This window comes from Brevibacillus panacihumi W25 (assembly GCF_000503775.1).
Classification (GTDB): domain Bacteria; phylum Bacillota; class Bacilli; order Brevibacillales; family Brevibacillaceae; genus Brevibacillus; species Brevibacillus panacihumi_A.
Genome location: NZ_KI629782.1, coordinates 1,662,045 through 1,674,042, shown reverse-complemented (window position 1 = coordinate 1,674,042; position 11,998 = coordinate 1,662,045). Strand labels below are relative to the sequence as shown.

The 11,998-nt window shown below is 50.9% G+C and carries 14 protein-coding genes (1 of these 14 running past the window's edge); 8 read left to right on the top strand and 6 right to left on the bottom strand.

Translation table 11 applies throughout. The annotated features are described in order from the left end of the window. Positions 1-19: 19 nt before the first annotated feature. The 4 genes from T458_RS37400 to T458_RS37385 form a co-directional block, all read right to left on the bottom strand. On the bottom strand, positions 20-1,087 hold the full coding sequence (locus T458_RS37400) for a hypothetical protein (protein ID WP_023556144.1): 1,068 nt from the start codon (positions 1,085-1,087) through the stop codon (positions 20-22). Next, on the bottom strand, positions 1,066-1,638 hold the full coding sequence (locus T458_RS37395) for an RNA polymerase sigma factor (RefSeq protein ID WP_252989794.1): 573 nt from the start codon (positions 1,636-1,638) through the stop codon (positions 1,066-1,068). Before T458_RS37395 ends, T458_RS37400 begins: the two co-directional genes overlap by 22 nt. A gap of 81 nt (positions 1,639-1,719) precedes the next feature. Continuing rightward, a complete protein-coding gene (locus T458_RS37390) occupies positions 1,720-2,706 on the bottom strand; it encodes a cation diffusion facilitator family transporter (RefSeq protein ID WP_023556142.1) in 987 nt (328 codons plus the stop codon). Positions 2,707-2,863: 157 nt separating this feature from the next. Continuing rightward, positions 2,864-3,481: an ArsR/SmtB family transcription factor gene (locus T458_RS37385; protein ID WP_023556141.1), complete on the bottom strand. Its 618-nt coding sequence runs from the start codon at positions 3,479-3,481 to the stop codon at positions 2,864-2,866. 185 nt (positions 3,482-3,666) lie between these two features. On the opposite strand from T458_RS37385, the gene bcp reads away from it, so the two are divergent. From bcp to T458_RS37365, 4 genes are read left to right on the top strand one after another with little or no spacing between them, the layout of a single operon-like run. After that, on the top strand, positions 3,667-4,140 hold the full coding sequence (gene bcp, locus T458_RS37380) for a thioredoxin-dependent thiol peroxidase (protein WP_023556140.1): 474 nt from the start codon (positions 3,667-3,669) through the stop codon (positions 4,138-4,140). 25 nt (positions 4,141-4,165) lie between these two features. After that, complete coding sequence (locus T458_RS37375) at positions 4,166-5,215, top strand: M42 family metallopeptidase (RefSeq protein WP_023556139.1); 1,050 nt, start codon at positions 4,166-4,168, stop codon at positions 5,213-5,215. A gap of 12 nt (positions 5,216-5,227) precedes the next feature. Continuing rightward, the gene (locus tag T458_RS37370; RefSeq protein ID WP_023556138.1) at positions 5,228-5,989 is read left to right on the top strand and encodes a class I SAM-dependent methyltransferase; all 762 of its coding nucleotides are present in this window, start codon (positions 5,228-5,230) and stop codon (positions 5,987-5,989) included. Between the two features lie 39 nt (positions 5,990-6,028). Next, complete coding sequence (locus T458_RS37365; RefSeq protein WP_023556137.1) at positions 6,029-6,577, top strand: cob(I)yrinic acid a,c-diamide adenosyltransferase; 549 nt, start codon at positions 6,029-6,031, stop codon at positions 6,575-6,577. Between the two features lie 60 nt (positions 6,578-6,637). Here T458_RS37365 and T458_RS37360 read toward each other — a convergent pair whose 3' ends face one another. Next, the gene (locus T458_RS37360; protein ID WP_023556136.1) at positions 6,638-7,546 is read right to left on the bottom strand and encodes a complex I NDUFA9 subunit family protein; all 909 of its coding nucleotides are present in this window, start codon (positions 7,544-7,546) and stop codon (positions 6,638-6,640) included. 141 nt (positions 7,547-7,687) lie between these two features. On the opposite strand from T458_RS37360, the gene nth reads away from it, so the two are divergent. The 3 genes from nth to T458_RS37350 all read left to right on the top strand — a co-directional run bounded on the left by nth (position 7,688) and on the right by T458_RS37350 (position 10,894). Beyond that, positions 7,688-8,353, top strand: a complete 666-nt coding sequence (gene nth / locus T458_RS37355; protein ID WP_023556135.1) for an endonuclease III — start codon at positions 7,688-7,690, stop codon at positions 8,351-8,353. 149 nt (positions 8,354-8,502) lie between these two features. Beyond that, entirely contained in the window at positions 8,503-8,937 is a 435-nt protein-coding gene (perR, locus tag T458_RS0128630; protein WP_031305571.1) for a peroxide-responsive transcriptional repressor PerR, read from the top strand. Positions 8,938-9,154: 217 nt separating this feature from the next. Continuing rightward, entirely contained in the window at positions 9,155-10,894 is a 1,740-nt protein-coding gene (locus T458_RS37350) for a glycosyl hydrolase family 18 protein (protein WP_023556134.1), read from the top strand. Between the two features lie 68 nt (positions 10,895-10,962). On the opposite strand, the gene T458_RS37345 is transcribed toward T458_RS37350, so the two are convergent. Further along, complete coding sequence (locus tag T458_RS37345; RefSeq protein ID WP_023556133.1) at positions 10,963-11,346, bottom strand: YgzB family protein; 384 nt, start codon at positions 11,344-11,346, stop codon at positions 10,963-10,965. Positions 11,347-11,471: 125 nt separating this feature from the next. Here T458_RS37345 and T458_RS37340 point away from each other — a divergent pair, with 125 nt between their 5' ends. After that, positions 11,472-11,998, top strand: the 5' portion of a protein-coding gene (locus tag T458_RS37340) for a nucleotidyltransferase-like protein (protein ID WP_023556132.1). It continues 346 nt past the right edge of the window; only the first 527 of its 873 coding nucleotides appear in the window; the start codon lies at positions 11,472-11,474; its stop codon lies beyond the right edge, outside the window.

The window sequence follows — 11,998 nt, the reverse complement described above, 5'->3', positions numbered from 1 at the left end:
ATCAGGTGGCCTTTTGCTGTTACGAGGATCTCTGTTTGGATTTCCCAGGCTTTTGCTTGTGCTCGACGGGTGCCCATATCTTGCGTTCATTGTCCCATTTTAATCGGACGAGATGATGTATACCGTCTGAAGTCATATGGATGCTAATTGCCTCGTCATAGGTTCCGTTTTTCACAAATACTCCGGGGATACGATCTCCCACTTTCGGTACGTATGGCATTTCTTTGTATCCTGGTCTTGCCCACCAGAAGGAGCTCAGCTTATGAATCGCGAGTGCCGGATTCTGATCGATGTCTTCGAATGAGACGTTGATTTTTTCCTTTTTGGACTCATTCAGATAGGTATACTCGTCAAAGTTAAGTCCAAAGTTTGCGAAGATGATTTTATAGATGTCAAAATCCTTGAAAGCATTACGAAAGGTCAGCACGAATTCGCTATTGGACGACAGAAACAACAGATTGTCGTAGCTGTATTGATAGGTAGGACCGGTCGCGTGAAGAGTAGTCACACCTTCCTTCAGCTTGGCACCGGTAAACGTAAACGTAATTTGTCCGCGCACCGTAAAATCCTCGTCAATTTCCACCTTCTCCGCCTCTCCCGGATTGGGGAAAAAGACGACATGCAGCTTTCCTTTATTCGTCTCCAGCATAACAGCCTGATCCGTTGCCTCGAAAACATCTGCAAAAGGGGAGGCCGTCACCTGCTTGATCTCGTAGTCCGTGTACCTTTGCATCCAGTTTACAAAATCAGCCGCAAAGGCGAGCTGATCCTCCAGCACAAGGGGCTTTTCACTCTCCTTCTTTGGTGATTCCGAAGCTGGGGGTGCCTGCGTATCCGGTGGCACGTTGGGCAGGGATGAAGGCATTCGACTCTGTTCCAAGTGGTCCCAGGGAGGATACACCCATAGGCCGATGCAGATGAGCAGCAGACTGAGTGCGATTGGGACTGGCATCCAGCGCCTGTGTGTTGAAGGACGTTGAATGTTTTGCCGAATCACCCGTTTCAAGCGCTCCATCTGTTGTTGCTCAGTCAGGATTTCCTCGCGTTTTGTCCTGCCAAGTTCGATTAGTCGTTGGTCCAGATCCATTCCGTTCCCTCCTCCAGAGCCTTTTTTTTCAGCGCTTCCCTGGCCCGATGCAGGCGGGTGTACACCGCCCCGACCTTCATGTCCAGGATTTCGGCTATCCGTTCGGCAGACAGTTCTTCATAGTAGTACAAGACGATAATCTGCTTATGCCGAAAGGGGAGGGAGTGAACGAGCCTCTCCAATTGCTTCAAGGCAGAACCATTCTCTTCATCCGACAAGGCTGGGCCGCTTGCTGTCTCAAACGTTGTATGGGAGGGGGAAAAGTAGAGAAGCTTCCGTACCGACCAGGAGCGCAGGTAGCGTTTTGATTCATTGACTGCGATCCGGTACAGCCATGTGCCCAGCTGGCTTTCTCCCCGAAACGAGCCGAGATGTCTGTAGGCCTGCAAAAAAACTTCCTGTGTCAGGTCTTCGGCAGCTACCGGGTCTTTAACCAGCCAACAGCAAAGCCGGTATACGCCGGACAGATGAGTATTCATCAATTCCTCAAAGGCGTAGGAGTCGGTTTGCGCCAGTAGGGTGACAGGCGAATACATCGATTTTTCTTCCAACCTTCGTTCCTCCCTTCCCCCCTTTAGATACAGCAATCGGCAAAACCTTACATTCTGCAGAAAAAAATAATGGATTCGTTTCTACTCATGTGCATGCGCATGGTTATGGTCATGGTCATGATGCTTTTCGTGATGGTCATGCCCCGGTCCTACCTGGCAGAGCAATTCGTCGTGACGAACCGCAGCGTTCTCGATCTGAACCGTAGCATGAGTAATTCCGTACTGATCTCGCAAAAGGTGTAGCGCCTCTTGCAGCACCGGATAGCTCGGCAGCTGGTCTTCCACCTGCAGATGGACGGTCAGAGCATCGAAGCCCGAGGTAACGGTCCAGATATGCAGGTCGTGCACGTCAGTCACTCCCGCGATTCTTCTTAACGATGCCTCCACCTCTTGCACATTGATGGAGGATGGCGTCCCTTCCATCAGGACATGGATAGAATCTTTGGTTACTCGCCACGCGCTGATGATGATCAGGACACCTACCACGATGCTGATGATCGGATCGGCAATATACCAGCCAAACATCCACATCAAGAGTCCGGCCACAATCGCACCGAAAGAGCCGAGCATGTCACCGAGGACATGGAGAAAGGCGCTCCTCATGTTGAGGTTGTTTTTGTAATCACCACGCATCAGGACAAAAGCGGAGGCGATATTGGCCAACAGCCCGATGAAGGCGATTCCCATCATGGAAAGGCTGGAAACCTCAGGGGGAGCGGCCAGGCGTTCAATAGCCTCCCAAAAAATGTAGACAGAAATCAGGACAAGGGTTACGCCATTGATCAGAGCAGCGAGAATTTCAAAGCGGAATAAGCCATACGTTCGTGCAGCAGACGGAGGCCGGGCAGCGAAGTACATGGCGATCAGGCTGAGAAAAAGAGCAGAAGAATCGCTTAGCATGTGTCCCGCGTCCGACAAAAGGGCAAGACTGTTGGTGAGAAAGCCACCGATGACTTCAATGATGAGAAAAGTGGTAGTAATGATCAGGGAAGTCAGCAGCGCTTTTTTATTCGCACCCTTCCCGTGTTTATGTCCGTGATCATGGGAATGTCCGTGATGGAGCCCCATAGCAAGACCTCCTTCAAAATTGGCAACATTTGTTTTCTGTACCATCATTATATGAGGTTACAAACAAACATTCAAGTAATTATTTGAATGTTTGTTAATGGCGAAATCAAAAAAAAGAAAACCACCTCGCTAGATGGTTTTCGTGTTGAACTCGCTTTTACTCTTGCGTATCCTCAAAGTTGTCATCCTGGTCATCGGCAGGATCGGCAGGCGTGAGAGGGAAGAGGATGTTAAAGTACTTCAGCTTTCTTCTGCCGGGTTCGTTCTTGTATGCCTTGTACTTCTGGATCAGTGCGCTGATCTCTTCGACCATTTGGTTGCGTTCCTCTTGACTCAAGTAAAACTCAGCCAAATTGAATGCAAACGTGTTTTTGTACTCCTTGCGAACATCGTGATCGCTCGCTACCAGACGATTCAACGTACGCAACAAATCCTTCTCCGTCGTGCGGAAAGGGGTAAACATAATGTCGCTTAGCTGTTGCGCGTTTTCCTCGATCATAAGCTGAAGCTTTACTTGAATCACCTTGGCTACAGGTTCGTAATATTTTTCCACGATAGAGCCTTTTACACGCGTATCTACCTGTTCCAACAATCCGACTCGTACCAGTTCTTTCACATGGTAGTGAAGACGGGCTGCGTTTTCGCCCAATTCTGTGGCGATTTGTTTGGCAGTACGTGGCTCTAGATCTTCGAAGAGTTCCAAAATCTTTACGCGTTCCGGTATGGCAAGGGATTTTAGCGCTTCTGGGTCGGTTACTTCAAAAAACTCTTTCATGCCATCATTCACCATCCAACTGACTAGGCCAAATTTTAAATTTATTTTTCTTTATCAAACCTATCAATCAATTCTATCGTTTTCTGACAAAAAGCGCAATGCGTATACAAGATGAAGTGAGGTACAGCTTGTGATAAAATGGAATTTATCAAGCTGCGAAAATCGAGCAGAAAGAAGGGATATCCATGATAGCAGTCGGTCAAGCTGCGCCTGATTTTACCTTGCAAGCCAACAACAACCAGACGATCTCGCTATCCCAGTATCACGGCAAAAATGTGGTGCTTTATTTTTATCCGAAAGACATGACGCCTGGCTGCACTACGGAAGCATGTGATTTTCGCGACTTCCATCCGAAATTTGCCGAATTGAATACGGTTGTGCTCGGAATCAGTCCGGATGAAGTCAAGTCACATGACAAGTTTATCGCCAAACACGATTTGCCATTTCCCCTGCTTGCGGACCCGGATCATCAGGTGGCAGAGGCATATGGTGTCTGGGTGCTGAAAAAAATGTACGGCCGAGAATACATGGGGATTGAGCGGTCGACTTTTGTCATCGATGCGGAAGGAAGAATCGCGAAGGAATACCGTAAAGTGAAGGTAAAAGGACATGTGCAGGAAGTCCTCCAGTTCATTTCCGAGGAACTCTCGGTCAAATAAGCGAGATTTGGGGAGGTTACAGACGATGAGCGTATCAGTGAAATACATGGTGGATGCGTTTTGCCAGCTTGCCAATATTCCAAGCCCGTCAGGCAATACCGCGAAAGTGATGGAATGGGTGGAGCAGGAGCTGAAAACACTTGGCGTCGCCTGCAAGCGGACGAATAAAGGAGCCGTCATCGCTACGATTCCGGGACAAGAGCAGGAAAAAGCGCGCCTGCTGACCGCACACGTGGATACCCTGGGAGCGATGGTAAAGGAGATCAAGGCGAACGGAAGACTAAAGCTGACGTTGATCGGAGGCTTTACGTTTCATGCGATCGAGGGCGAGCATTGTGCTATAGAAACATCCAGCGGCCGCATCGTGACGGGAACGATTCTTTCCACGAAGGCTTCGGTCCACGTCTATCGTGATTCGGGAAAAATGGAACGAAGCGAAGAGAACATGGAAGTGCGTCTTGACGAAAAAGTGAAAAGCAAGCAGGATGTGCTCGATCTGGGCATTCGCGTAGGGGATTTTGTTTCCTTTGATCCTCGTGTGACGGTTACCGAGAGCGGATTTATCAAATCCCGTCACATCGATGACAAAGCGAGTGTCGCGATTTTGCTCGGCGTCATCAAGCATTTGCAGGAGACGAAAACGCTCTTGCCGTACACGACACATTTTTTCATCAGCAATAATGAAGAGATTGGATATGGCGGCAACTCCAGCGTCCCCGCAGAGGTGATCGAATACCTGGCAGTAGATATGGGAGCGATCGGAGACGGGCAGACGACCGATGAGTACTGTGTCTCCATCTGTGCCAAGGATGCTTCCGGCCCTTACCACTATGGTCTGCGCCGCCATCTGACAGAATTGGCAGAGAAGCAGGGACTCAACTATCAGGTAGACATCTATCCGTATTACAACTCGGATGCGAGTGCAGCATTGCGCGCCGGTTATGATATCGTGCACGGGTTGATCGGTCCTGGCGTGGACGCCTCGCACTCCCATGAGCGCACGCATGAGGAAGCGTTGGACAACACTGCCAAGCTGGTACTGGCCTATCTGCAATCCGATGCCTTGCAAGCATAGGGGGAGAACTGCATGAGTGACATGTATCAATGGGCGGATTACTACGATCTGACACAACAAGGCGTAGCGGGCGATGTGGACTTTTTCCGCGATATGGCGAAACAGGCAGACGGCAAGGTGCTCGACTTGGCTTGCGGCACCGGCAGGATCAGCATTCCGATGGCACAAGATGGCCTCGACGTGACCGGGATTGACCTGTCTTCGGAGATGCTGGAGCGGGCGAAGGCCAAAGCAGAGGAGAGCGGCGTTGCTGACAAGCTCAAGCTGCTGCAGGGAGACATGCGCAATTTTTCGCTGGATGAGACATTTTCCCTGATCATGATTCCATTTCGCTCGTTTCTTCATTTGATGCATATTCATGAACAGATGAAAGCGTTGACCGCCATCCGCAAGCACCTGGCCCCAGGCGGCAAGTTCGTGATGAACGTGTTTGTGCCCAAGATCAGCCATTTCGCTGAGGAGAGCGAGAAGATGTCCCTGCGCGGCACCTATCGGCTCGAAAATGGAGACGAACTGGCGATGTGGGACTACACGCGCTACGATCATTTCCAGCAATGGTCAGAGGTGACCCGGATATACGAACGCACCAATCCCGCGGGATTGGTGACGGAGCGGCTGAAGGGACGTTTTACCCTGCGCTACATCTTCCCGGCAGAACTGCATCATCTGCTTCGACTCAATGGCTTGAAGGTGGTGGAGCGGTACGGCAATTTTGCCAGGGCTCCTTTTGATGCCAGCAGCACCGAGCTGATTATCGTTGCGCAAGCGGTGTAGGTTTCCTTATCATTGCGAGTCGGAAAGGGAGGGATCGGGATGAAAATCTATACGAAAACAGGCGACAAGGGAGAGACTTCCCTGGTTCACGGTGTACGGGTGCCCAAGTTCGCCGATCGGGTGGAAGCGTACGGCACATGCGATGAGGCCAATTCGCAGATCGGAATGGCGTTGTCGCTGTTGCCCATGACAGAAGAATGGACGCAGCTTCGTGCTGTTTTTCACATGATTCAGACCAAGCTGTTCCACGTCGGAGCGGAGTTGGCGACGCCGGAAGGGAAGAACGTCGGCTGGCCGATCACGGATGAAGACGTCGCCTTTCTGGAAGAGGAGATCGACAAGCTGTCAGCGGATCAGCCTGCGTTGACCAATTTTATCCTGCCGGGAGGCCATCCTGCTTCCGCTGCGTTTCACGTAGCACGCACCGTAGTGAGACGGGCAGAGAGAAAAGCAGTCCATGTAGCGACACAGGAACAGGTCAACAAAGCTGTCGTCAAATACCTCAATCGCTTGTCAGATTATCTGTTTGTCGTGGCTCGCCATGTGAATCTTCAGATGGGGACAGCCGAGCAGTATTTGCATGAATAGAAACATAACAGGGACAGGAAAGCCCTGCTTGCATGAGCGCGAGCAGGGCTTCTTTGACGTTCATTTGGTGAGATAGGAAGAGATGCCTTCGCGAAAAGGTATCCGCGTCGTCGTGAAGGTGTCGTACAGGAGCTGCCCATCTTGACAAGCATTGCCTTCCAGCAGCATGGTCAACTGCGTGTTGGTGATAGGAAAGAACGAGAATCCCTCCATCAGGTTGACGACTGGCTTCATGAGGGCAAGCGGGATATGCGCCTTGCGCACACGGGATTTTCCGATGACCGCGCCGATCTCATCCAGAATCTGACCATAGCTGATGGGGGCTGGTCCCCCGGTTTCATAGATGCGGTTGACAGCTGCGTCCAGCGTCAGGGCTTGGACAAAAACATCCGCTACTGTCTCTCGTGCCACGGGCTGCAAGGGATAGGAGCCGTCCCCGATGACGGGTGTGACTGGCATCCGGACAAGGTCAGCAAGCATGTTGACGAATTCGTCTCCGGGCCCGAAGATGACGGAGGGACGAAAGATGACATGCGGGATGCCGCTGTTCTGGACCAGTTGCTCTGCTTCGTATTTGGTGCGGTGGTAAGCGCTCGTTGCGTTTTCGCGGGCACCCAGCGCACTCATGTGGACAAAGCGCTTGATCCCGGCTTGCTTGGCAGCCTCCAGCACATTCCGCGTCCCTTCCGCATGCACTCTTGAAAAGGTAACTCCTTTTCCCGGCTGTTCGCGAATAATGCCGACCAGGTGAATCACGGCATCACAATCCTGCATGGCAGCAGCCAGGGATGACGGGTCGAACAGGTCTCCTGCGGTCCAAGTGACTCCATTCCGCTCATCCACTTTCATAGTTTTGTATTTCTGCGACCCCGGACGTACCAGACAGACACACGGATAGCCTTCTTGCTGCAACCGAGCCAGAATGCCTTTTCCGACAAAGCCGGTAGCCCCGGTCAGGAAGACTTTCATCTGAATCCCTCCTGTCAATCTGCACCATTTCTTCCTTCCATTCTACCTTACTTTCCATCCGGGATACCATTCGAAAAAAGCGGCGAAGGATTGCCCGTCCGCGATCTGCCTGTATAATGGATGAGGAAGGGGGTTATACCAATGGCACAACGGAAAGTACCTGTCGAAGAGATTCTGGATACGCTGCAGCAGCTTTATCCGGATGCGCATTGCGAGTTGAACTATCGAACACCATTCGAGCTTTTGATCGCTACGATTCTGTCCGCTCAATGCACCGACAAACGAGTCAATGAAATCACAGCCCCCATGTTCGAGAAATTGAATGAACCTGAACACTACCTTCATTTGACACAGGAAGAAATGGAGGAGCATATAAAAGGGCTGGGGCTGTATAAAAATAAAAGTAAGAACATCCTGGAGACCTGTAGAATCCTGTTTGAGAAGTACAATAGCGAGGTCCCGCAAACTCATAAGGAACTGGAGGCATTGCCAGGCGTAGGCAGAAAGACGGCGAATGTGGTCTTGTCCAATGCCTATGGAATACCTGCCATTGCGGTCGATACGCATGTCTTCCGGGTGGCGAACCGCTTGGGTTTGGCGAAAAGCGAAAATGTCGATGAAGTAGAGCGTCAATTGATGAAGAGAATCCCACGGGAGAAGTGGTCGGACGCGCATCATTGGCTGATCTGGCACGGCCGCAGGATCTGCTCGGCTCGCAACCCGCAGTGTGCGGTATGTCCGTTGCAATCCATGTGCCGCTACGCGCAGGCGGAGGCGAAGAAAGCTGCCTCTAAAAAGAAGGCATAACACGTTTTTTTCTGCCACTTTCTCCAAATAAATCGAATGCATATTGACAGTTTTCGCTGAGTAGACGTACACTTATTTAAAGTAATTCTAATCAATGACACGAGGAACCTTGTTCTTTTGTCTTGCGAAAGACTGTGAGGTGTAACAAAATGACACAGCGCGTAGAAAAAGCTGTTGAAATTCTTAAAAACACCGGGGTTCGTATGACACCTCAGCGTCATGCCATCTTGACCTATCTGCTTGAAACGATGACCCACCCAACTGCTGATGAAATATACAAAGCGCTTGAGGGTAAATTCCCCAACATGAGTGTGGCCACCATTTACAACAACCTGCGGGTATTCAAGGACGCAGGGCTGGTGCGGGAGCTGACCTATGGCGATGCTTCCAGCCGCTTCGATGCGAATGTGGAAGAAGATCATTACCATGCCATCTGCATTCACTGCGGCTCCATCAGCGATTTTCACTTCCCTTATTTGAGGGATGCAGAAGAATCGGCAGCCAGGGATATCGGATTCCAGGTAACCGGTCATCGGATGGAAGTATATGGCGTTTGTGATTCCTGTCAAAAGACCACCCACTAAACAACAGCTTTGCACCCGGACACCTTCTGAATCAACGAGAAGCTTGCGTTGATGCGGAAGGTGTTTTTCTGTCGAATGCTGTAACGTTTTTGGGGCTGGTTCGTCTTTTTAGGATGGGGATCATTCAAGAATTGCCAAGATACAAAAGGTTGTGAACCACTGCAATTGTCGATATGATCGTAGAAATGACTGTACGCCGACGAGGAGGTCCAAATACATGAGCTTGGAGAGGGGACTTGCTACTCGCCCAAAGCGAAGACGCAAGAATCTTGCCCGTTTTTTTCTAATGACGATGCTGTTCATCGTCGCAATATTCGGTGTGATCGGCTGGTACTTCTTTCTTAGGCCTTCCACTGAGCATGTCGAACCATACGATGGCGACAAGCATGTGATTGTCTTCCAGGGCGAGCGGGCAACGATGCCGTATATGCTCGATTCAGAGCAGGTGCTGCTCCCCTTTGATTTTGTAAAAGAGCAGATCGACCCAGACCTGTTTTGGGATGAACCCACCCAATCCGTCATCGTCACGACCAAGGACAAGGTGCTGCGGATGCAAAGCGATCAGGTGGTGGCGTATCTGAACAAGAAGCCGATCAACCTGCAGGTCCCCGTCCAGGAAGTGGAGGGCGTGCGCTACATTCCCTTGGAGCCGGTAGAAAAGCTCTATCCGTACGCATTCGAGCGTATTGAGGAAACAGGTGTGCTACTGGTTGAGAAGAGTGGATATGCTGTCCAGCAAGCTACGATTGTCTCTGAAGAGAAGGCTGGTAGGGTGAGGCTGGGCGCATCTCATCGCGAGCCGATTGTTGCCGAACTGGCAGCAGGGGCCTCGGTCGACTTACTGGGCGAGCAAGAAGGCTGGTATCGGGTATTGACGGCTGGTGGTTTTTCCGGTTTCCTCCCCAAGGAAGCTATTGCTTTGACACAGGTTCGCAAGGTGGAGTTGGAGCAGTCCACTCCATCCCGACAACCTGGTGCCTGGAAGCCGCTAGGGCAGAAAATCAACCTGGTCTGGGAGCAGGTCGTGAACAAAAATCCGGATACGGCAGAAATCGGGGCAATGCCTGGGGTAAATGTAGTATCCCCTACCTGGTTTGAACTAAAGGACGCTGAGGGGAATCTGCTGAACAAGGCCGACCCTGCGTACGTCAAATGGGCGCATCAGCGAGGCTACAAGGTGTGGGGGCTGGTGACGAACGGCTTTAACCCTGACTGGACGACCGCTGTTCTCAGCAACTTTGACAAACGGGAAAAAGTAATCGCCCAACTGCTTCACTATGCCCATCTCTATGACCTGGATGGCATCAACATCGATTTTGAAAATGTCTACCTGAAGGACAAGGAGCGTCTCGTGCAATTTATGCGGGAGTTGACCCCGTACTTGCACGAGCAAGGCCTTACAGTCAGCATTGATGTAACGATTAAATCCACTGCGGAGACGTGGTCGATGTTTCTGGATCGGGCAGCCCTTGCCAAGGTCGTGGATTACGTCGCCGTCATGACATATGACGAACACTGGGCAGCCAGTCCGAAAGCCGGTTCAGTCGCATCTCTTCCCTGGACCGAGAATGGATTGAAAGGCGTGTTGGAGGAAGTGCCGGCAGAAAAGCTGCTGCTGGGCGTTCCCTTCTATACTAGACTGTGGACGGAAGCGAAGCAGCCTGACGGCAAAATCAAGGTAAGCTCCCGGGCATTGTTCATGACCGGGGCGCAAAAATGGATCGCGGAACGAAATCTAACACCTAAGCTGGATGAGGCATCTGGTCAGCTCTACGTGGAGTACAAGGACCCGAAAGACGGAAACACGTACAAGATGTGGCTGGAAGACGCAACCTCGATGCAAAAACGGGTAGCTCTTGTCGAGAAGTACAATCTGGCTGGAGTGGCTGCTTGGCGCAGAGGATACGAAGTGCCGGAGATCTGGAACGTCATCAATGAAGGGTTGAATAAAAAGTAACATGAGAAAAGCCGCCTGCCTTGCCGTGTAAGCGACGGGGGAGGTGGCTTTGTATGTGTAAGAGATAGTCAGGTCTGATTCTGTGGTTGCTGCTGCGGCTGCTCGTCGTCGAGACGAAGGGGTTGTCCGCAAAACATACAGGCGTCCTCTTTGCCGAGCATCTTGGTTACTTTTTGACAAGAAGGACAAGACACCTGAGGAGCTGATGTAGACACCATTCCCGAAATCATAAACAGGACGGTACTTGCCATGGTAAGCAAGAAACCGAGAATGAGCAGACAGGTCATAAAAATGTAAGAGCCTTTAAGCATCGTCCCAAGCAGGGGTATAAAGTCCAGGTATCCAGCAAAAAACGCGTATCCGGTGTACATGAGGAGAAGGCCGATGACCATGCTCCAGTTGCCCCAGGTACGCATGCGTTTAATTTTACTCAGGCGTTCGGTTTTTTTCATTCATCATTCCTCCTGTTCATTAGTATAGCATACCAAGGATTCATCTGTAGACAAGCAGGAAACCTTGTCTGTTTGTAGAATCCATATTTTCAACCTTTGATTGGGAAGGAAGGAGGGCATGCCTCATGCGACCGGATGACTGCATTCAATCCTATTTGCAGACGCTCCAGAAGCGTATGGATGTAGTGGCTGTATTGATGTTGCCTGATCCGGACATGCTTATTCCGTCTCGAGAAGGGCTATTCATGTTGGCTGTGGTCAATCATCCGCAGGCTGAGTGTGTTACGAGGCGATTGAGAGTTGCGGGCCGGATGATTGTAGAGCAGCAGATCAGCAACTGGAAGCTGGAGCAAGGAATCTTGCGTGGATTGGACGAGCGTCTTGTTACAATCATTCAGAAGGCTGATGTGATATGGGAGAAGAGAGCAGGCTATGTGACCCAGATCAAACAACGTCTGAGCCGGCTGCCGGAGGAGTTGCAAAAAAAGTTCATTTGCATAGAGTATTCCCGGTTGCTCCGTTATTTTTGCGAGACCAAGGAGTGTTTGCAACGGGGAATAAAACTGGACGCCTACCATGCGATGATTATGTCCCTGCATTCCTGGGCCAGGTGCATCGTATATGAGGCAGGAAGACAGCCGGAAGCTGCGCT